General features: G+C 41.2%; 16 protein-coding genes. 5 read left to right on the top strand and 11 right to left on the bottom strand.

Annotation, left to right across the window (positions count from 1 at the left end):
- The first annotated feature begins 124 nt into the window (after positions 1-124).
- Genes NST07_RS25375 through NST07_RS25385 form a run of 3 tightly spaced genes read left to right on the top strand, consistent with a single transcriptional unit; the run spans position 125 to position 3,422 of the window.
- A complete protein-coding gene (locus NST07_RS25375; protein WP_341095253.1) occupies positions 125-1,072 on the top strand; it encodes a hypothetical protein in 948 nt (315 codons plus the stop codon).
- A gap of 12 nt (positions 1,073-1,084) precedes the next feature.
- Entirely contained in the window at positions 1,085-2,407 is a 1,323-nt protein-coding gene (locus tag NST07_RS25380) for a UDP-glucose/GDP-mannose dehydrogenase family protein (protein WP_341095255.1), read from the top strand.
- A gap of 1 nt (position 2,408) precedes the next feature.
- The gene (locus tag NST07_RS25385; protein ID WP_341095257.1) at positions 2,409-3,422 is read left to right on the top strand and encodes a GDP-mannose 4,6-dehydratase; all 1,014 of its coding nucleotides are present in this window, start codon (positions 2,409-2,411) and stop codon (positions 3,420-3,422) included.
- A 23-nt stretch (positions 3,423-3,445) separates the two neighbouring features.
- Here NST07_RS25385 and NST07_RS25390 read toward each other — a convergent pair whose 3' ends face one another.
- The 3 genes from NST07_RS25390 to NST07_RS25400 form a co-directional block, all read right to left on the bottom strand.
- A complete protein-coding gene (locus NST07_RS25390; protein ID WP_342480365.1) occupies positions 3,446-5,998 on the bottom strand; it encodes a glycosyltransferase in 2,553 nt (850 codons plus the stop codon).
- 262 nt (positions 5,999-6,260) lie between these two features.
- Positions 6,261-7,004: a glycosyltransferase domain-containing protein gene (locus NST07_RS25395; protein WP_051051336.1), complete on the bottom strand. Its 744-nt coding sequence runs from the start codon at positions 7,002-7,004 to the stop codon at positions 6,261-6,263.
- A gap of 104 nt (positions 7,005-7,108) precedes the next feature.
- Positions 7,109-8,449, bottom strand: a complete 1,341-nt coding sequence (locus NST07_RS25400) for a nucleotide sugar dehydrogenase (RefSeq protein ID WP_341379375.1) — start codon at positions 8,447-8,449, stop codon at positions 7,109-7,111.
- A gap of 197 nt (positions 8,450-8,646) precedes the next feature.
- On the opposite strand from NST07_RS25400, the gene NST07_RS25405 reads away from it, so the two are divergent.
- Positions 8,647-8,892, top strand: a complete 246-nt coding sequence (locus NST07_RS25405) for a metalloregulator ArsR/SmtB family transcription factor (RefSeq protein WP_341097748.1) — start codon at positions 8,647-8,649, stop codon at positions 8,890-8,892.
- A 229-nt stretch (positions 8,893-9,121) separates the two neighbouring features.
- On the opposite strand, the gene NST07_RS25410 is transcribed toward NST07_RS25405, so the two are convergent.
- Complete coding sequence (locus NST07_RS25410) at positions 9,122-10,096, bottom strand: glycosyltransferase (RefSeq protein ID WP_341095263.1); 975 nt, start codon at positions 10,094-10,096, stop codon at positions 9,122-9,124.
- Between the two features lie 111 nt (positions 10,097-10,207).
- Between NST07_RS25410 and NST07_RS25415 the strand changes: the two genes are divergently transcribed.
- Positions 10,208-10,645: a hypothetical protein gene (locus NST07_RS25415; RefSeq protein WP_341095264.1), complete on the top strand. Its 438-nt coding sequence runs from the start codon at positions 10,208-10,210 to the stop codon at positions 10,643-10,645.
- A 517-nt stretch (positions 10,646-11,162) separates the two neighbouring features.
- On the opposite strand, the gene NST07_RS25420 is transcribed toward NST07_RS25415, so the two are convergent.
- From NST07_RS25420 to NST07_RS25450, 7 genes are all read right to left on the bottom strand, one after another.
- The gene (locus tag NST07_RS25420) at positions 11,163-12,185 is read right to left on the bottom strand and encodes an SGNH/GDSL hydrolase family protein (RefSeq protein WP_341095266.1); all 1,023 of its coding nucleotides are present in this window, start codon (positions 12,183-12,185) and stop codon (positions 11,163-11,165) included.
- Positions 12,186-12,308: 123 nt separating this feature from the next.
- Positions 12,309-13,919 carry a hypothetical protein gene (locus tag NST07_RS25425; RefSeq protein ID WP_341379376.1) on the bottom strand — a complete coding sequence of 537 codons (1,611 nt, stop codon included), beginning with the start codon at positions 13,917-13,919 and terminating at the stop codon, positions 12,309-12,311.
- Between the two features lie 111 nt (positions 13,920-14,030).
- The gene (locus NST07_RS25430) at positions 14,031-17,015 is read right to left on the bottom strand and encodes a glycoside hydrolase family 38 C-terminal domain-containing protein (RefSeq protein WP_342480366.1); all 2,985 of its coding nucleotides are present in this window, start codon (positions 17,013-17,015) and stop codon (positions 14,031-14,033) included.
- 160 nt (positions 17,016-17,175) lie between these two features.
- A complete protein-coding gene (locus tag NST07_RS25435) occupies positions 17,176-18,798 on the bottom strand; it encodes an extracellular solute-binding protein (RefSeq protein WP_342480367.1) in 1,623 nt (540 codons plus the stop codon).
- 102 nt (positions 18,799-18,900) lie between these two features.
- Complete coding sequence (locus tag NST07_RS25440; protein WP_341095273.1) at positions 18,901-19,797, bottom strand: carbohydrate ABC transporter permease; 897 nt, start codon at positions 19,795-19,797, stop codon at positions 18,901-18,903.
- 11 nt (positions 19,798-19,808) lie between these two features.
- On the bottom strand, positions 19,809-20,723 hold the full coding sequence (locus NST07_RS25445) for an ABC transporter permease subunit (RefSeq protein ID WP_342480368.1): 915 nt from the start codon (positions 20,721-20,723) through the stop codon (positions 19,809-19,811).
- A gap of 277 nt (positions 20,724-21,000) precedes the next feature.
- Positions 21,001-21,849, bottom strand: a complete 849-nt coding sequence (locus NST07_RS25450; RefSeq protein WP_342480369.1) for an AraC family transcriptional regulator — start codon at positions 21,847-21,849, stop codon at positions 21,001-21,003.
- Positions 21,850-21,961 lie beyond the last annotated feature (112 nt).

Consider the following 21,961-nt stretch of genomic DNA (forward strand, 5'->3'; position numbering starts at 1 on the left):
CGTATGCACACATCCTTCCTGCCTTTTCTTGAATATATTTTGCAGACCGTTTAGGCATTTTAATTAAGCATAACAAAATTAAACGCATATTATTATATGAGACTATTTTGGAAGGGGAGTAAAAGTGGGAAAAAATCCGATTAAGATAACATTTATCCCCAAAAGAAGGCCTTTTATAAAAAATGCCACATCAAGACTTCGGGCTTTATATCTAATAGATCATCTTCAAAAGTTATTTCCCAACAAGTATATAGCTAATCTTGATGATCCGGAGAATGCTGACATTATTGTTGTGAATCAATCCGCTTCACAAGAAAATTTAATAAAAATTCTAGATCAAAAAAAGAAACGAAAGGTTTTTCTCATCTATGATGTGGTAGGACGGCAGTACGATGATGCCAGAGAATCATTTAACCAAGTTGCGCAGCAAGCTGATTTAATTACTGTTGCAAATGAAACTCAAAAAGCGCGGATAGAGGAATTGAAGCTAGGTAAACCATGTTGCATTTTGAATGATGGTATCGATTATGTTGAACAATTGAACCCTTCCCTTTCACCATTTAACGGAAAAGTAGTTTGGTTTGGTAATCACCAACTAGGTAATTTAGAATCAGCAATGTGGGCAATTGATTATATATCCGCGCAACCTAAATATTCAATAGGTGTTATAGGCAATAAAGAAATTAAATTAGACAATGTTGAGTTAATAGAATGGAAATATGAAGGATTTATTAATAATCTAAAACGTTATAGTCTATGCTTTTTGTCTCACGATAGTTTGGAAAAACAAAAGAGCAATAACAGATTGCTAGTGACGATTGCAAATGGTATTCCCACAATTGTATCAAATTCTGCTGCTTATTCTGAGTTACTTCGTAAGTTCAAGTTAGATTATGCCATTGTCGAAAATGAAAATGAATTACAAAAGGCTCTTTCCATCCTTAGTGATGAGGAACAAAGACAAAAGTATTTAAGTGAGATACAGCCTTATATTTTAGAGAACTACAATTATAATGCTGTAGCAAAAAAGTTTGATCAGATATTAAATCTCTACTACTTAAAAGGTATATAAGAGGTGTAATTAATGTCCAGAATTGCCATAGTAGGTACAGGTTATGTTGGTTTAGTGTCGGGAGCAATCCTGTCAGACTTTGGCCATAAAGTTACATGTGTTGATATTGATCAAAACAAAATTGCTCGTTTAAAACAAGGTATTATTCCCATATATGAGCCAGAATTAGAAACAATGGTCGAAAAAAATTATTATTATAAACGACTATATTTTACAACTAATATCCAGGATGCTGTAGAAAAAAATGACATTATCATCATTGCGGTTGGAACACCGCCAGCAGATGACGGAAGTGCTGATCTTCAATATGTTCTTACTGTTGCCGAGAGTATAGCTACTTACATGAATGGATATAAGGTGATTGTCAATAAGTCGACTGTACCCGTAGGAACAGGACAAAAAGTCAAGTCACTGGTGCAAGATGCTCTAAACGAAAGAGGGGTAAACTATACTTTCGACGTAGTTTCAAACCCTGAATTTTTAAGAGAGGGATCTGCAGTTAGAGACTTTACTCATCCCGATAGAGTAGTTATCGGTGCTGAAAATGAAAAAGCTATCAATCTAATGAAAGAAGTATATCGAGTCCTATATATCAATGAAACTCCTTTTGTCATAACGAACATTGAAACGGCAGAAATCATTAAGTACGCATCAAATGCCTTTCTTGCCATGAAAATTACCTTTATTAATGAAGTAGCTAATCTTTGTGAAAAGGTGGGGGCTGACGTTCAAAAAGTAGCTAAAGCAATGGGAAAGGACGGACGCATCTCCCCCAAATTTTTACATGCAGGTCCTGGTTATGGAGGAAGCTGTTTTCCAAAGGATACCAGATCTCTCGTTAAAATTGCCCAAGATAGCGGTGAACCTCTCTCTTTAATAGAAGCTACTATAAAAGCTAATGAAAGACAAAAGCTTAAAATGGTAGATAAGATCGTGGATGCTCTGGGTGAAGTTGAGGGAAAAACTATAGCGGTTCTAGGGATTACTTTTAAACCTAATACAGATGATATGAGGGAAGCACCTTCATTAGTCATCTTACCAGAATTAGTGAAGTATGGTATAAAGCTAAAGGTATATGATCCAAAAGGACGTGAAGAAGGTACATGGCGTCTTCATGATATAAAAGATAACCTGATTTGGTGTGAAGAAACTTACGAGGCTATTACAAATACGGATGCTACTTTGATTCTCACTGAATGGAATGAATTCAGAAACCTGGATTTTGATAAATATGATGAACTAAATAGTGGAAAGTATTTCTTTGATTTTAGAAATATTTACGATAAACAAGAATTAACTGGAAAAGGATTTAAATACTATGGTGTAGGTGTGTAAAATGAATTTAAAACCTGTAGATAGCACAAAAACATATCTTGTTACAGGTGCAGCCGGCTTTATTGGTATGCACCTTTCCAAAAAGTTATTGAGCATGGGTTGCAAAGTAATAGGATATGACAACATGAACGATTATTATGACGTGAACCTTAAACTTAGCCGTTTAAACATATTGAAGAAATTTGATCATTTCACTTTCCATAAAGCAGATTTAATTGACAGGGACTATCTTGAAAACTTATTTTCAAAAAACAACATTGATATAGTAATCAACCTGGCGGCACAAGCAGGTGTAAGATATAGCATTGAGAAACCACATGTTTATATACAATCCAATATTGTGGGATTCTTCAATATTCTCGAGATGTGTAGATACCACAAAGTAAGCCACCTGCTTTATGCTTCCTCAAGTTCTGTGTATGGTTCTAATCAAAAGATACCATTTTCAACAGAAGACATGGTTGATCAACCAGTTAGTTTATATGCAGCTACAAAAAAGTCTAATGAACTAATGGCACATACTTATAGTCACCTTTATAAAATACCTGCAACCGGATTGCGTTTCTTCACAGTTTATGGTCCGTATGGAAGACCTGATATGGCATATTACTCTTTTACAAAGGCTATTATTGAAGATAAAATGATAAAAGTATTTAATAATGGAGATATGTACCGGGATTTTACTTATATTGATGATATTATTGAAGGTGTCACTAGACTTATAGAAAACTCTCCTGCAATATTTAATAAAACCTTACCCTACAAGGTTTATAATATTGGGAATAATAAACCTGAAAGATTAATAGATTTAATTCAAGCGATTGAACATTCAACTGGTAAAAAAGCGATTAAAAAATATTATCCAATGCAAGCTGGGGATGTGTACCAAACCTATGCTGACATAAAAAATTTATTTGAAGATGTAGGCTTTAAACCAAATACATCAATTGACGACGGTATCAACAAATTTATAACCTGGTATAATCAATATTACAATCAAGTGGACATGAATTAGGGAATTGACTTATGTGTATTCTGTCAATTCCCTTTTTCTTCATTATTTAACATATTGTCGAAAAATTGATACTGCGAAAGACTTGCTTTTTCTATCGAATAATTTTTAGCAGTTTCTATTCCATTTAAGAAAAATTTATTTCTTATACTTTTATTTTCTACTAAATAACTTATAAAATGAATAACCTCTTCATTATTAGCAGTATCAACTAAAAAACTGTTGTATCCATGTACCGCATATTCATATATTCCTCCTATCTTTGGAAGGATAGTAGAGCAACCAATTGCCATTGCCTCTAATCCTGAACGTCCAAAAGCTTGATAAGTTGATAAATCAATAAAAATATTGGAGTCTTGTAAAAGCTCTGCAACTTGTTCCCTATGGAGTATCCCCTGATTTTTAAAATCAAAATTCAAAGGAACATTTAAAGAGTTCAATTCATTATCAGAGCATCCAAATATAGAAATTTCTATTTTTGAATTATATTTTTCTTTTATCGCTTTCAACACATTCATTGTTTCTTTAGGCGATCTTCGAGGAGTTTTTGGCCTGACCATTGCCACAATATGAACAACATCTTTTTTACTATTATTTATTGTCACTGCAGGTTTAAAAAGCATGTTGTCTAAACTCGGAGCAATTTTATAAACCTCAATTCCATGATTTTCTTTTATTATATTACGGATCCAATTCGTTTTGGCAAAAGCATTAATATTTAGAATTAATGTATAAGATTCTATCGCTTCTTTATACCAATGATGATCTTTATCAAACATCAATGGTTCATAATCTTGTATATAGTAGGAGGGTTTTATATAGGGGTGACATTCGATGATGTTTTTTAACATTTTCACCGTTGTAAATACGGTAGCTACTACGATGTCGAAGTGTTGAGAAAGGCGAATTAATTCATCTTGATTTTTATAATAAACACAAAATTCATCAAAATTTAAGTATTTTTCAGAAAATGGAATCTTATAGTTAAGATTGTTGGCTATTTTTGCATTTACATTCAATGTACGAAGTCCCATTGTTTCCTGTACAACTGAGTGTGATCCCCCATCTCCTCCTTTTGTTGGCAAAATAAATAAAATCGAGATATTACTTCTTTTTAACTTTTCACCGTTTTCTATCGCATTTTCAACTTTTTTCCTCAAAGTGTTTAGTTCCTTATTTTCTTTTAAAACTGTCATACAATCTCTTATTTTTTCACTGGAATACTTTCTGCAAATTAGCTTATCTGCTTGTTTTTTTAACAATTTTTTTTGGTCACTCGTGTAACTACTAGATTTATAATGATACACGTAACAATCATCGGCTACTTTTAGTTTGAAACCAGCATTTTTTGCTCGGATACAATAATCATTTTCTTCGCCATATCCTTCCGAAAAAGTCTCCTGATCAAAATAACCAATTTTATCTATAACCTCTCTTTTAACCATTAAACAAAATCCATTTAAAAGTGGAACTTCTGGATAACATTTATCTGACCGGTTTTCCACTAAATTTGACATTTGTTCCAAGTTCATTTTTTCTGGGAGTGAATTTTTTGCCCAATCCTTTTGTTCAAACAATTTTGGTACGGATTGCCAAGAAGCTGCATTGGAAAGAGGACCTGCTAAACCTACAGCTTTCTCAGATTCCATACATGCAATTAGCTTTTCTAACCAGCGAAGTGTAACGATTGTATCACTATTAAGTAACACACAATATTTAGAAGATGATGCCAGCAACCCTATATTAGCGGCAATTGTATATCCTTGTGCATAATCATTTCTAATAAGCTTACAATTATAGACTTCAGCATAAGCCCTTAAAAATCTACTTGTTTCCTTGTTACTGCCATCATCAACTATAATAATATTAAAGGTTAATGTTCTCTTAGCAATTAATGACTCGAGACATACCTTTACTTCCTCTAAAGCATTATGCACACAAATGATTACATCAATTTCTTCAGTATTAGTTTCATTACGTTCATCATTACTTATTAGTTTTTGCTTATTCAGTCTGTCTTCTTCTAAAATTAAACTTATTAAGCCCGGTTTTTTTTCAGTCATTCCATTATTCATATTCTCGTAAATTTGTCTCCTTGTTCTAGCATAATCCCAAATTCTAACATTAGTAATTTCACCAATAAAAAAACCGTAATTACTCAGACCCCCGATTATCCCTGAGGCAAAAACATTTGTTTTCAGGCTTTTCAAACCCATTTTTCTAATCTCACCATTAATAAAAAGATATGGGGTTTTATCACGATAAACAATTGCAATGTGAGTCCAGTCAGTAATACTTGTTTCATATACTAAAGTAGCTGGCAGATGATTTGCTGTATGTTCAAAAACTGAAACACCATTCGTCCCTACTGACACTCCTGTTCCAGCATACTCATTATCGCCCCCATAACCAGCCGCAATAACATACCTTTGATCTGAAATACCTGAAACACCTATAACTGACTCTTTTCTAATTTTATGAGCTGCTTCAGGCTTAACCCAGAATTCATATGTGAAGTTATTCTTTACTTCCTTAAATATGGATTGAATTGTTAATTTATCGCTACCACCGAACCTCATTTTAATATCACCCTTTTTCTTTGAACATTAGCATTGCATCGAGCTGTCAATGTTCACGGAATACCATATCGGAGGTGTTAACTGTCCCATCAAAAGGAAAATACCAACGGAAAGGACTCAGCAAGTAACAGTCACTTTCGCTTAGAGAGCCCCTCCCCGGGTGGCTCTCTTTATAAACATCACGTCGCTCTCACTTATTAACTCAATGGCTCTATTCCACCGAAATATTCATTCTTCGTGACTTTAATACTTCGTATTGACATTAGATCAAAGATTTTTTTTGATTTGTCTGATGATCGTGAATTCTCCATTTGAAGTATTTATTATCCCTAATATAATCATCGAGAATAGAAAAAGGGGTATTATACTTCCAAGCGATATAATTAAAGCTCATCTGATCTCTTTTACTGAAGTTTTCAACTTCATTCCACCAAGCGTCCATTGTTTCTATAATTTTTGGATCCTTGTGTCTCCTTAAAATTACTCCAGTAGAAATAAGGCCATTATTTTCTGGATATCTCTCTTTTTCATATCTTTCAGCTTGGGCAAGAATTACATTTTTGTCATCTTTATTTCTCCGTATGCAAGCTTCTGCTTCTTGATATATACAGTTTCTTCCATCAGAGTGCCTAAAAAAGACAAGAGAAGATTCCTTCAAATAACTTTGCAGCAACTCGTATAGATCTCCAACGATAGTAATATTTGCATCTACCCATACACTGTAGTTATAGTCTTGAAAAAACAAGTGAGGTAGTATTTTTACATATCTTGCCTTTCTTGTCGAATCAAGATTATGATGTGGTAGTGGTATTATTTTCCAAAAATTTGACTTTATATCCGGATTGTCAGTAAAGCATACATAATCAAATTTATCGGATTTATACCGGGGTTCATAAAGATTGTCATAATTAGCTGTGATAGCAGTATAAACGACAACTTTATTTTTATTAATTTGACCGACTGAAGTACCTACATCAGATTGATATATTATTTTGTTTTGCTCCATTAGTAAATACCTCCAGTGTGTTTGCTAATCTAAAAGTGTACCACTTACACAGCGTCTGCTAACGCAAAAGTTCTGAGCCAGGTACCTGTTATGCTGAATGAAGCTCAGCAACCTGGGGGAGAATCTCCGATCCTTACAATGTTAGGTGTATCTATATTTTTAAAGGCATTTCTTGTATCTATAATTAAGTTAGAATTTTCCGAAATCTCTTGGTAGTTATAAACATTATGGTTTGTTAATAAGATAATACAGTCAAAATTACGAAGATTTTGATGATCCAATTCAATTGAATGTACAATATTTCCTTCATTATCTGTAAACTGGGCTGCATAAGGATCATTGTATTCAACTAAAGCGCCCATTTCTTTTAATGTATGATAGATAGAAAGACTAGGAGATTCCCGTAAATCATCAATATTCGGCTTATACGCCATGCCTAGTAATAATATTTTAGAGTTTCTGACAGATTTATTAACATTATTAAGTGCTATTTCAACCTTATTTAACACATACTCCGGCATAGAATGATTTATTTCATGTGCTAATTCAATGAAACGGCTATAAAAGTTTAATTCTCTTGCTTTCCACGATAAGTACATAGGGTCAAGAGGAATGCAGTGTCCTCCAATACCAGGGCCAGGAGAAAATGGCATAAAACCAAAGGGTTTTGTACTCGCTGCTTTAATTACTTCCCATATATTTATTTCTAATTTTTCGCATAACATCGCCATTTCATTAATAAATGCAATATTCACACTGCGAAATGTATTTTCTAAAAGCTTACTCATTTCGGCTATCTTAGGGGAAGAAACAGTCACAAGTGATTGAATGGCATCCTTATATAACAAGGTTGCTATTTCAGTACATAATTGTGTTTTTCCTCCAATTACTTTTGGTATGTTTTTTGTATTATATTCGCCATTACCAGGATCTACTCTTTCTGGGGAAAAACAAAGAAAATAATCCTCACCAGCTTTATATCCTTTTTTTGTCAATTCATATTCGATCAATTCCTCTGTTGTACCCGGATAAGTAGTACTTTCTAAAATAATGAGTAATTCTTTATGCATATATTGTTTTATTTCTTCAACTACTGATTTTATATACGACATATCCGGGATGTTATCCTTTGTTAAAGGAGTAGGAACACAAATGTTAATAGAATCTAAAGATGAAATTACTGAAAAATCATTTGTAGGAATAAATTTTTTACTGTTTATCACTTCGTGTAAATCTTCTTTATTTACTCCTGAAATATAGAAATCCATGTTCTTTAATCTACTGATTTTTTCTACATTAATATCAATTCCATAAACTTGGTAACCTTTTTTTGATAATTCAATTGCTAAAGGCATCCCTACATAGCCAAGTCCAATTACGCCAACTTTAGCCTTTAGAGAAATTAATTTTTCTTTTAAATTAGAATATGGTGAGTTCTTCTCCAATTCTATTACCTTCCTTCTTTCTACATTTTTTACTTATAATTACATTATTTTTCAGTTAAAATGGATTGAATGGACTTCGTGATATAACAGGCTTATTGTAACTAGTCATGATTATGGATACCCTTGTCAATCAATATCGCCCCCCCTAGTGCTGTCTACTTTCATACTATGTATTGATAATCAAAACGTAATAGGATATAAGACTAAATTTAGCGTGTGAATTAGTCTCATCTAATTTTCATGTTGTTTTTAATGTGGCCAATATCATCGGATCCCCGCTTGCAACGGCATCGCATCATCTTAGGACGCTAAAAAAATTAAACCTGGTTAAATACCGCAAAGAAGGAAAGCTGGCGTTTTACTCCCTGGTAGATGAACATGTGCGGCAGCTGATTCAGCTTGCTTCTACACATAGTCAGGAGTTGATGACAGTTGGAAAATAATACACAAAACGAAGATGAAGAAGGACTGATGGAAGTCAAATTCACGGGGGGAGGTGGGGATTTTTGGAACTGGAAGAGCGAAAGCGTCCGCCCGAAAGCTTTCCGAAGGAAAGCTCGCATCGGAAGCATATGCTGTCTCCGGATTTTATCCGCTAGAAGCGGTATAAATCAGGAAATCCGGAGACAGCAGCGGCTGGATGTCCATAACATTCGCCGTAGTTACGGCAATTTAAGATTGAACCTTCATTAACAAATGATCGATTCGATGTTGAAAGGTGTGTGAAGTCAACACGCGTTTTCTTGCTTTTATAGCAATTTGTTTGCGTTCTTCGTCGTGTGCAATATAATAATGAATCTTCTCAAGTAAATCATTCTTATCTTCGAAAGAAACAATTTCCTTCCCTTCCTCAAAATGATTTACCAGCTCCTCTTTAGAATCAATAAGTTGAAATGCTTCGCAACTGGCAGCATCAAAGGTACGGTTGTTGATACTTTTGGCAATAATACCCATACGATTTCTATTGTATTTCTCATCAGAAGGACGGTGGATATTTAAAACAATTTTTGAACCATTATAATAATTCACAACGGTTTCGGGCTTTACCCAGGCATTCACTAAACCTAAATCTAGATTTAAATTTTTGTTCCATTCATTATTATGCTTGCCCCATCCTCTCCCAACGATTTGAATTTGATAGTCTGTTCTCTTTAACAAGAATTCTATAAGCTCAATTCGATTACTATAGGGAACTCCTACTAAACAAATATCACTTGTGAACTCTTCAGAGACTAGTGTGGAATGAAACACTTCCGGATCTGTTCCTAACGGAAGATGATAAACATTTGGATGCCCAAGTCCTTTATATTGTTCCAATGCAGCTTGATCGATGGTAAAAATATAGTCAAAATAAGGGATAAGCGGAAGGGTCCAATCCATATAATAAGGATCTTCCGTCATCCAAATGACCGACTTTACTTTTGTTTGTTTTAAAAATTCTAGTATTGGTTTGGAGATTTTCAAACCGGCTATTGCTAAAATAAGATCTGGCTGCAAAGATTCTTTCTTAAGTTTTAAAGCATTTAAACCATTATTTAATGTAAAAGATTCACAATAGTGACCTGCATTCTGAAATGCTTCTACTATACTTTGTTCAAAAAAGTAATAAACTGCTCTAAAACCTGAAGTAATAAAAATAATTTTCATTTTTCTTCCTCCCTTGTAAATTCGAGGTTTTTTTAGTTAATAGGATATTGACACAAACATAAAATAAAATAAGTCATATGATGGTTTTATAAAATAAGTGGAGGTGAAAATATGGCACAAACCTTAGTTGAATTCGGTAGAAGCGTCCAGACAAACCTGGACAATGGAGTTATTGTTCCAATTAATTCCACAGCTAAGTTGATATTAGAATTTGGTATTAATGTTCCAACTGCAACCAACTTTGTAGAACTCACTACTACAGTAGGTTGGCAGGTAACGAACGTTTTTGCTACACCACCAGATCAACCCAAACTCTTCCTTCAAGTCCTTACGGATGGAATCGTTGTTGGTAGCGCTGAGCAAGAGTCCATTTCAAACGATGAAGATGAACCACTTGAAATGACTACAACGTTCCAGACAATTCTTACGAATGTATCAGTAGGATTTCATGTATTTCAGGTGTTTGCCTCAAACCCTGAAGACCTCCAGGGGGATATTACCTTAACTGGTCCAGTCAATATTACTGGAAAAGTTTACGCGCCTGTGTAAACTTACTAAGCTTCCTCGGCTGACTCTGTTCGGCTATATAAATTTTCCAGTAATGACTCAGTAGACAAATCATCATTTCTCGGCCCATACTTTTATTAATCAAAGTAAAAACTCCTTTGTAGAAGTCTTGTTTGTTTTAGGGAACAAACAAGGTCAACACCTTCTACTTTAGGAGTTTTTTAAAAGATGAAAATAAATGATCTCCAACCATTACCTTCCATTAGATTTCCATATGCTTTTTTAAGAAATTCGGTTCCATATACTATTCATCTGAATGACGGCATATGCTAAAACAGTTGAACATTTAAACATATTTTCATTAGCGACCCGCCTGATGTTGTAGTTTCTTATCTTTAAGACGCAGTTCCTCCAGCAAGTTGAATCATGGAATACAGCAAGGATGTTAGCCTTGGTGAGCTTAACATCGAATTCAATCACTTCCGCTCCGTAATCCAAGGCGGCTTACACTACTCTATTTCATTGGAGGCGATAAGTCCTACCCGGTAAGTGAAGAATTTCAGAACACGCATTCCGTAGCGGTCAACGGACGCTTAAGCAATTCCCATCCGGTCTTGGCGGATATAAAAGAGGCCAGCTCCCATCCCATCCGGTAATGCGTCTGATAGCCGGGATGATAACGGCCGCCCCATCCTTCCACCTCTGGATGAATCAGCCCTAAATCAACCAATAATATCTTTCCGTTTCCATTTTGATTAAAATGGGCCACGACCTTATTCACACTGGCGAGATAGTTGTTGTTCATGGTTCCAACACAGCAAAAGACATAGGGATCGTTGTATTGATCCAGGATAACCTGAATGAATTTTATATAAGCGGCAATATACTCCTCATCATCAATTGGTGTAGAATAATCGTTTTGACCCAAATTAATGACAATTCCATCAGGAATATACCGGGAAAAGTCCCATGGCGCCGTGTCTTTGCCGAGGGTCCCCAAAAAATGCTCCGGCAATCCATGCCTGTTCCCTACGGCATCCTGCCAAACGCCAATGCCGCAAATGGCCATCGTATGATATTCCGCGTTCAACATTCTAGCGCTGATCCCGACATAGGACATATAGCCGTCGTCAAGATGCGGGGCTTCAGCGAGCACATGCGGATGGCCGATCCCTGCTCCATCTGTGATGGAATCCCCAAAGTATTCAAGCCGGATAGGTTTGGCCGCAGGCGGGGCAAGGAAGCTTCCGCCGCCAGGAAGAGAAAAATGATGAAATGCGATATTCCCGGTCAAAATTCCCGTCCGCTTGTGGATTTCCAAAGTGTGTTCTCCATCCGGGAGCCCCTGTTCGATTATGTATACATGAACCCCCTTCTTCAGATTAATCCAATTACGGGCGATCCCGTCCAATACGATTTCAACGTAATCCTGGCCGCCGGAATCCCCTGCTGTCATAGAGATGGCCGTACCCCGGAAGGCAAGATGAACAGCACTATTAACCCATCCGCATTTCGGATTCCCTTTGTCAGTCAGATCAAATCTCCCCATCAGCCTGGTGTACCTGGTAAAATCAAAATCCAAAGTAACTCCTCCCGTCAATTACCGCATTGACTATCCATTCCCCATCGGCACAGGCTGCTATCACCCCCTGCATAAAGGACCCTTCCGGAATGCCTACCGTGCTTCCGGAAGGGGTTCATTCAGTTAGTTCATAGAAGTAAGCCCTAGCTTCGGATTCGCCAGATCGAGTTTATACATGACTTGATTGTAGTTATACCGCGGTGTCGCTACATGATTCGTGAACGTATTCGTATAAGTCCCCTCGAAGTAGATTACCCGGCCGCCATCCTTATTGAAATTTTTGTGCTGGGCAACGTTGTAAAAAGTATAATTATTGTGCGTTACGATCTTTTTGGCATTAGTCCACGGACCTTGAGGCGCCGGAGCTTCCGCGTACCAGATTTCTCCGAGCACCGATGTCTTTCCCTGCAGCTGCTGCCCGATCATCACGTAACGCTGCCGGTAATTGTTCCATTCGACGGCGCTTGAGGAGATTTGAACCTCTTCGCCGGTATCGGCATCTTTCAATTGATAATAATGCAGGTCGGCCGCTTGGATCACCCCTAAACGGATCAGCTCCTTCTCTTGATCCTGCTTAAGCGGCGGAGTATTCTTTTTCCAACCCCATACAAGCTGGCCGTTTGCGTCGCGTTCCAACGACGTTTGAGCTCCGTTGTACGTCGTTCCCGGTGTTAAAGCTGTAAACGATTCATATTGAGTATAGTCGATGATGGCGTCATAGCTTGCGGATACGCGCAAATTTGGCATCCGGTGTTCGGTAAAGAGCCAATAGCCCACCCCGTTCTCCTCATAATAGGTCGCCTGGCCGCCCGGATGGCGCCAATCGTCTTTGGAAGGGAACTGGACGACTTGCTCGAATTCCTTGATATTGTCATTAAAGGCAAGAATGCCGAAGGCGCTGAGTCCGGGATTATGGGTACTATATCCGGCGAGCAGGCGTTCATGTCCGGCACTGTCCTTGGCAGTCATCAAACCGAACACCCAAGCTATGCCGGCGCCGTCAGGCAGCTGCGGCACCAAGCTTTTGACGAAACCGTCCTCTTTAGTGAAATAGTCCAGATTCACACCGGCGTCCGGATCCAATCCGCCGTTTTGCGGCATCTGAGAAGTTGCTCCCGTCACACGGAAGTTCCCCAGCGGATACGCTGGTCTGTCGGTATCACCCCAGAACCAATACAGCTTATCTTTGTACGTGATCGTCTGCACAGAATCCTGTCCCATGACCAGACCGTTTATCAGCGGCTCCTGAATCGGCGCCCCCAAACCAAGGAGCATACTGTCGCGATAAATACCTTGGCCCGTAATCCGGTACAGCCGTTCAGCGATGTTGACCCGGTTCATCTCGATTGTAATCATACCCCCGGGCATAATCTGTACAGCCTGCCCACGATTGCCAAACATATCGGCGGGGATATCATAACCGTGGCTCGACAGATGGAAGAAGACCGGCTGATCCATCAATCCGGGTTCACTGAACGCCACTACACCAGCACTATCCGTGTAATACAGAACGTTGTTCGTCGTCTTCAGCTCAACAAGCGGAATGCCCCGGCCCGTCTCGGCATCCACGACCTTGATCTTGAACGGCTCCTGGACCCCTTTCTTTACAATGCTCAGATTCTGCCCGTCGCCACTTTCCGCCGCCTGCGCTGCAAACGCGCCGCCCGGCGCCGTCATAATCATCAGCACAAGGCAAGTCCATATTCCCGCACTTTTCCACTGTTTCATTTTCATTTCGTTGACCTCCCGGCCTTAGTAGATTTGATAGAATGAAATCGTTGCGCTGCAAAACACCATCTGTTCAAACCACTGATGATGTACTCTCTCCCACAAGCCACCCCCTGCTTATTCATATCGCTCCTTGCGAAGCGCCAATCGAATGGTCTTCACCTCGAACGGACGGAATTGGAGCCTTACATCTCCGCCTTCGTGCGGCACTTCTGCAATCTTCTCCTCCAGCATATTCGCCTCACTAACCGCCGCAACGGACAGCCCGGCGTGAAGCTTGCAGACTACCGTGGCCCCTTTACTCTCATACAGACGCACAACCCAATCGCCCGATCCGTCTTCGGCAAGCTTGACCGTCTCCGCAATCACATTGGCTTGATCGATGCAGAGTAAGGATTGTGCCCCACACCCTCCTCCAGGCACAAGGCTGACAGGATAGTTCAGCTCATAAGCTTCGCGCACAACAGGACTGTCGAGAAATGCACCGTTCCAGAATGTAAATCCATAAGTAAAATGATGCAACCCTTGATCGGACGTTTCATCCGGCCAAGTCGGAGCCCGAAGCAGTGTTAAGCTCATCGTGTTATCGTTGACGGAAATGCCGTATTTGCAGTCGTTCAGCAGTGCGAAGCCGCGGTTTGCCTCTGTAAGGGCAGACCACTTATGCTGAACCACTTCGTAACGATCCGCATCATGCGGACGCGAAGCATGATTCGGCCTCTTGACGTGACCGAACTGAATTTCCTGCAGAGACTCGTTCGTATGAATGCGAACCGGAAAATCGACTTTCAGCAGCTTATTCTTCTCGCGCCATTGAATCGTTGTATGGAATTCCACCCGGCGGCTGCCCGCACGCAAGCGGATATCCTGAATCATGGTCGAGTGATTCAATTCCCGCTCAACCCGAAGATTTGCGAAGAGCGGTCCATTCGCAGTAACGGATACCTTGGCGTTTGCATTCAGCTCAATGGGTGCCAAGCGGTAGCGCCGGTCAATCTCCCAGGCATCAAAATCCGAATTTTGATCCCGGTACATCCGCATAACATTGCAGCAGTCTGCTGCCCATTCCGTGCCGGTCTCCTTATCGAAAATCCGTGTAATCTCACCCTTTTCGTTAATTCCAAGCGCAATCCATTCATTCTCCATATGCGATTCACTTGCAGAGACTGTCGACAGAACAGGAACGACCGGCACTTCCGTTTCAGTCTTGTACGTCGACCAGCCCATGGAAGGAGCCTCCAGCTGAGCATAGCTAACACCTTCGTGCAATTGCACCGGTAGAACGGCTCCATTCCTATCCGCAATCCCGTGAACGCCATTAGGTAATGCTACCAGTTCCCGTCTTATCCAGGACAGCGAGTTAAATACGGTAACACTGGAGGACTCGCCGTCTGTGATTGCACCTCTTGCTTCTGAAGCCACGTCGTACACGTCCTTATTCAATTCCATCAGTTTAAGCTGCGCCTCTTCATGGACGCGGTGGATAGATGAGCCCGGCAGAATATCGTGGAATTGGTGCAGCAGCAGAACCTTCCACAGACGGTCCAGCTCCCCGTAAGGATAGGTCCGGTTATTTAAATGCTCCGCTGCAGCCCCCCATAACTCCGCCTCACGGAAGCCAATTTCCGCCTTCCGGTTCAGCTTTTTGATGACCGCTTGTGTTGTATAAGTCCCGCGGTGAGCGGGATAATAGAGCTCTCCTACGTACTTGACATCAGGAATGCCCTTTTCGGTCTGATCCCGGAAAAATTCGATTGGCGAGCCGTGCTTCGTCTTGGGGACGCCCTCCAAATTGCCGAGCCTGCGCATAAACTCAAGATCGTCCCGGTTGGAGCCTCCGCCTCCGTCGCCATGTCCGAACTGCGTGAGCCGCGTAGAAATCCCTTCAAGCTGGACGCGATCTTTCCACTGATGGATTAAGAACGACGGGCGGATCCGAATCGGGTAGTAGTCTCCATAGTTGAGCAGATGCGACAAGATTTGCGAACCGTCGATCCCTTCCCACAGAAACGTATTATGCGGGAACGGATCTGCTACATTATCATAAGTACCGAACAATTTAACGGAACCGAAATATTTAATCCCGCAACCCTTCATAATTTGCGGCAGGTTCCCGGAATAGCCGAACACGTCAGGCAGCCACAGCATTTCGTTGTCTACACCGAATTCTACCTTGAAGAAGCGCTTGCCGTACATCGCCTGGCGGATCAGGCTTTCGCCGCTGGGGAGGTTCGTATCGGGCTCTATCCACATGGAGCCTTCGGGAATGATTCTGCCTTCCTTCACCGCTTGTTTGATGCGCGTATACAGCTCAGGATACAGCGTCTTGACCAACTGGAATAAATAAGGCTGGCTCTGCGTGTAAGTATATTCCGGATATTCGTCCATGAGCGCAAGCTGATTGGACATGGTCCGTGCAATTTTACGCTTCGTCTCCTCAATCGGCCACAGCCAGGCCACATCCAGGTGGGACTGTCCCATAAGGTACAGGGTAGGCGCCGTTGAACCGTTCACACAAGATAAAAGCGGTTTCATAATCTCCCTGCACTCTTTTACGTTCTCTCCCAACAATTCCTGACGCAGGGTCAGGTCGACCGTCGCAAATACCTGAGTCAGACAACGATCAATCTCCGCAACGCGGAGAGATTTGACATCGAGATGATTGCGAAGATCGTACAGGCATTCCAAATCGATAAAAAACTGGTACACTTCTTCTTCAAAAATACAGAGTTGCGACTCTCCGAACAATGGCTGAGAATCGGAATGGCCGGCGTACGCCTCTGCGACAATTTCGAATTGCTGGCCGCTTTTCGCCGAACGGGTTAAGGTTACGTAATGATGGTTAAGATCCTTTGCACCACTCACGATGCCGTCAACATACACGGTCGCTTCGGCTCCAAAATCAAGCATAGCCACCAGCCGTTTGCCTTCGGCCTCCTTAGGGGCAATGATTGTGGACCGGAACCAGCCGTACCCCCAATTCTCCCCCCACTGTTGTCCCCTGGTTATGCTCTGGAACGGTTGCTCATCCATTTCATGAATGAACAGCTGTTCCTTTGTCGTAAAACCTGAAAACTCCATTGGAGAAACCTTTGTAATCATAAATTGATTTCTTTTATTCAGAAGCTTTTCCACATGGAATAAAATCTCTTTTTTCTCGTTCAAAACTCTTCTCACATCCTATGGTTTCGTTATCTTACATCCTATCGCTTTGCGATATATTGCCGCCCCGAAGCAATCAGCAACAGAGGGACAATCTCTATTAGTTTGCTGTTACTCTTTGCGCAGCATCGTTATAAATTTTCAGCGCTTCATCAATGGCGCCCATTTTTTGGACCTTATCAATGAATACCTGCCAATCATCGAAGCTGCTCTTGCCTGCCACGAATTTGGCCTGTTCTTCCGTAACAAACGTTTTAACCGGGTTCATAATCTCCGAGATCCGCTGGTTTTCATCGCCTGTGAGTTGAATCGAAGGTTCGCTCAGCCAGGAAGGAACATATTCGTTCTCAGGCATGGGTAAGCTCGTCAGGAATTGTGACTTCTCAATCGGCACCTCTTCATATTTCCCGTTAAATACGGTATAGTCTATCGCGGCAAAATCTACAAAAGCTCTTGCGTCACTAACCATCTGCAGGCCAGGGTTATGATTCCGGCTTGCCCGCATGCCGTATTTATCGCCTTCCAGCCACGGATCCTTGGCATTTTTCAACGAGTCCACAAAGGTCGGAATACCATTCTCCCCAATCGTATAGGTCGTACCCTCAATCCCCCAGGTGATGAGTCTGATCATTTCATCCGAATATTGATAATCGATGAATTTGATCAATTCTTCGGGGTTTTTCACTTTTGAACTTAGGCCGTAAGCTGCCCAGCCCAAATCAGGAGTATTGCCATTCACCACTTCCTGCCAGGCTTTCCCGTATTTCGGATTGTCAGGATACAGGGAAACTGCAAAAATCTTGCCATCATTGGCCGTTCTTGTGTACTCGGCCGGAGTGGTAAACCACTGCGTCAGCCACATGAGGTTGTCGCCATTCAGCGCTTTTCTTTTCAGCGTATCATCTGTATCAATCGTATACTCCGGATCTAACAGCTTATCGGCATACAGCTTATTTGCAAATTGGAGCGCATCTTTAAACCCTTCTTCCAGAACCCCATATACATATTTCTCGCCGTTCCAGAAGATTTCGTCCTTGATATGGTTCGCAGAGAACAGCGATCTCAGGCTGTTCCATTTGGTTGCGACAGGATATTTGTCGGGATAGAGTTTTTTAAGGCTTTTGGCAGCCTCATAAAATTCATCAAGTGTTTCCGGAATTTCGATATTATTCGCTTTGAACACGTCATAGCGGTAAGAGGACGTATTCTGAATGAGCATACCGCGATCCTCAGGGAACCTTGGAGTGGAAGTTTCCATAAAGGTATACATCTCGCCGTCAGCATTCGTCACCCGCTTCATTCCATTTTTCACCTTGCTAATGTAGTTCATATAATTCGGCATTAAATCTTTATATTGGGCTAATTCGAGAAGCTGGCCCTGACCGGCCATTTCGCTCGTATCATAAAATAACGGCGTCACGAAGAAGTCCGTCAGATCGTCGCTTGCAATCATGAGTTTGACCTTCTCGTCATACTCGGAAGACGGAATATAGTTATATTCAATTTCCACCTTTTTACCCATGTATGCTTCCATGCGTTTGTGCCATTCCTTGCCTACGAGACTATTCGGATTATCCACGCCATACGTAGGCAGAGTCACCGAAAAGCGCATCACTTCCTGATTCTCTCCATTGACGGCAGAATTCTTAGAGTCATTCGAACATCCTGAAAAAATCATCAGCGCGGCCAACCCGAGGACAAGTATTTTCGCCAGCTTGTTCATTTCATTTCCCCCTAATTTGTACGATAAACCTGCTTTTTCAACTCTCATCATTAACAATGAGCCGTCCGGGCACCCACCTCTTTACACCGGCACATCCGCAGCTCAGCCTTTGACGGAGCCTACGAATAATCCCTTGGTGAAATGCTTCTGAAAGAAGGGATAAATGCACATAATCGGAAACATGGTAATAATAATGACACTCATTCGTACCGCCTTTGGATCAAGTGTTTCTCCCGGGGCATTGACAGCAACAGCACCGCCTCCTACCCGGCCTTGAATCGCAGTCGTATCCAAAGTGAACAGATAGTTTCTTAACACCATCTGCAAAGGGTACTTATCCTGATCCCGCAAGTAAATCAAAGCTTCGAACCAGCTGTTCCAGCTTCCGACCAGACCGAACAGAGCAAAGGTTGCAAAAAGCGCTTTCGACAACGGCAGTATGATTTTGAATAGGACCACTAAATCATTCGCCCCGTCGATATAAGCGGAGTCCTTCAGCTCAGACGGAATATTAAGAAAGAAGGTACGAAATAAAAATACGTTATAAGCGCTGATTGCGCCCGGGAGAATCATGACCCATACCGTGTCTAACAGGTTCAAACTGCGCATAAGCAGATAGGTCGGAATTAAACCGCCACCGAAAAACATCGTTATCATAAGGAAGAAGGTTAAAAATTTCTTACCCGCAAATCCAGGGATCGTGAGCGGATACGCCATCATTGCCGTAAAAAGCAGCATGATGCCCGTTGAGCCTGTCGCATAAATAATCGAGTTCAGATACCCTTTAAAAATGTATGGATCATGAAATACCGTCGTGTACGCTTCCAGATTAAATCCCTTAGGCCAAACCGTTACGCTCCCGGAAGAGATGTAACTTGCACCGCTTAGCGATGTCGCGACAATGTGCAGAATCGGATACAGCACAACAACCAGGATTAACAGCATGATCATAACGTTTATTGCATCGAAAGCTCTGGAACCTAAGCTAACCCTTTTCAACCTCTCACCACCTAGAACAAACTTGTCTCTGATACTTTCCGGCTAATCCAATTGGTCAAGTAAAGAATAATAAAGGAAATAAGCGACATGAACATTCCGATTGCTGTCGTGTACTCGTATTGCGCACCCAGTATACCTTGACGATAGACATAGGACCCGATGACATCCGCTACTTCGTAAGTCTCAGGTGAATAGAGCAGAATGATCTTCTGAAAATCACTTCCAAGAACTCCCCCTACAGTGAAAATCAGCAATATGATTGTGGTCGGCTTGAGCGAAGGCCATGTAATGTGCAAAACCTTCTTCCATCGCCCTGCGCCGTCTACTTCAGCCACATCATAAAGCGTTGGATCTATTCCGCTTAATGCGGCAAGGTAGATGATCGTGCCGAACCCGACGCCTTGCCATATACCGGAAGAGATGAAGATGGACCGGAAAAAATCCGACTCCAGAAGAAACATAACCGGTTCTCCGCCGAAAAAGGCGACAATATTGTTAAACAAGCCGTCCCTCGCCGTAAATTCCTTAAGCATCCCCGCAACAATGACGACCGAAATGAAGTGCGGGAAATAAGATACCGTCTGAACGATCTTCTTAAATCTTTTGTTCCGCAGTTCATTGAACAGCAGTGCCAATATAATCGGCGCCGGAAATGACCAGAATAAAGTATACAAACCGAGAAGCAATGTGTTCTTCAAAACCCTAAACGCCATGGGATCATTAAAAAAAGAAATAAAATACTTGAATCCCACCCACTCGCTTCCCCATATCCCCTTGGAAGCGTTAAAATCCTTGAAAGCGATTAAAATTCCGTACATCGGAAAATAGTGAAAAACCAGCAGTGTCAGGAAGCCGGGAAGCACCATAAGGTAGAGATAGCGGTGCCTGATCATTCTGGCTATGAACCTGTTATTACTTGTCTTCACAGAAACACCTCCTGACTGTCAACATGTTGTAGTCTGATAGGCTGGTACTAGGGCTCACAGATGCGTGAACTCCGCGACTCAGCCGGCATGCAAGCGCATTCAATTCACCTCCAGATTGGACCCTAACGTTCGCCGAAGCCGGGTTGCTTCTGCTTTCCGTTTTATACAGAGTAGACCATCATGATGCCGAAAGTTATTATGCTAGGTAAAAAATAGCACATACTATTTACTGCGTCAATATATAAAATCCAAATACAAATTAGATTTATTTCGTATACTATTTATGAATATTTCCGAATTGGCGGTATCGATGGGGCGTCAGGTTGTGTCTCCGCTTAAACAAGTCATAGAAGTAGCTAACATTCTCAAGTCCGATTTCCAAACTGATATCCACGATTTCCATACCCGTGTTCAGCAGCAAATTCTCGGCGTAGGAAATTCTTAATTCATTGATATACTGGGTCGGAGACATCCCGAGATACTCTCTGAACATTCTGCACACGTAAGCATGCGATTTGCCCGACAGTTGGACAAGCGCGGCTGCTCCCCGCGTAAATTGTTCTTTCTGTTTCACCTCTCTGCATAGAGCCTTTAACCATTCCGGCTGTCCTGCCGGTTCGAACGGCTCCGCTTCAGCCTTGATGTAGCGGGAGAACAGATCGGTCAAGATGGCTCTTACCTCTGCTTTGATAGCCAGCTTCTTCTCCTGCGGGATCAGACTGAGCTGCTCCAGCCGATACCGCACATATTCCTTCTCCGTTTTGGACAACAAAGTCGACGGCGGCATGGCCGGCTCAAGAAGCCTTCCACTCGGGAATCCCTCTCCCAAGAAAGCAATCAGGTCATCCAGGACCTCCCGGTTGAACGACAAATTGATGAACTGGCAATCGCTATCTGTCGTCTGCTCATAGCAATGCACATCCCGGTCCCGTATAAACACGAGAGTATTTTCCTGCAACAACTGCCGGTTGCTGTTAATGACATGTACAACGCTTCCCTTCAGAATAAGAAACAATTCAAAAAAGTCATGACTATGCATGCCGATCGTATCGCGCACCGAAGCGATCAGCCGGTAATGGGCCTGAATCTCAGAATCAATGCCGTCCGCCGCGAGAAGCTTCAACATTGGCCATCTTCCTCCTTGTTCGTATATGTACATTGATAAAGACAAGTCTTACAATGTCAAACCACCATAATGCATTTAAAATTGGAGCAAGAATTGGGACATAGCTATCCAT

It is taken from the genome of Paenibacillus sp. FSL L8-0340 (assembly GCF_038593145.1).
In the GTDB taxonomy this organism is placed as follows: domain Bacteria; phylum Bacillota; class Bacilli; order Paenibacillales; family Paenibacillaceae; genus Paenibacillus_AQ.

Coding starts and splice junctions, on each gene's coding strand:
- NST07_RS25380 (WP_341095255.1), top strand. CDS start 1,085: ATGTCCAGAATTGCCATAGTAGGTACAGGTTATGTTGGTTTAGTGTCG.
- NST07_RS25385 (WP_341095257.1), top strand. CDS start 2,409: ATGAATTTAAAACCTGTAGATAGCACAAAAACATATCTTGTTACAGGT.
- NST07_RS25390 (WP_342480365.1), bottom strand. CDS start 5,998: ATGAGGTTCGGTGGTAGCGATAAATTAACAATTCAATCCATATTTAAG.
- NST07_RS25395 (WP_051051336.1), bottom strand. CDS start 7,004: ATGGAGCAAAACAAAATAATATATCAATCTGATGTAGGTACTTCAGTC.
- NST07_RS25410 (WP_341095263.1), bottom strand. CDS start 10,096: ATGAAAATTATTTTTATTACTTCAGGTTTTAGAGCAGTTTATTACTTT.
- NST07_RS25415 (WP_341095264.1), top strand. CDS start 10,208: ATGGCACAAACCTTAGTTGAATTCGGTAGAAGCGTCCAGACAAACCTG.
- NST07_RS25425 (WP_341379376.1), bottom strand. CDS start 13,919: ATGAAAATGAAACAGTGGAAAAGTGCGGGAATATGGACTTGCCTTGTG.
- NST07_RS25430 (WP_342480366.1), bottom strand. CDS start 17,015: ATGATTACAAAGGTTTCTCCAATGGAGTTTTCAGGTTTTACGACAAAG.
- NST07_RS25435 (WP_342480367.1), bottom strand. CDS start 18,798: ATGAACAAGCTGGCGAAAATACTTGTCCTCGGGTTGGCCGCGCTGATG.
- NST07_RS25450 (WP_342480369.1), bottom strand. CDS start 21,849: ATGTTGAAGCTTCTCGCGGCGGACGGCATTGATTCTGAGATTCAGGCC.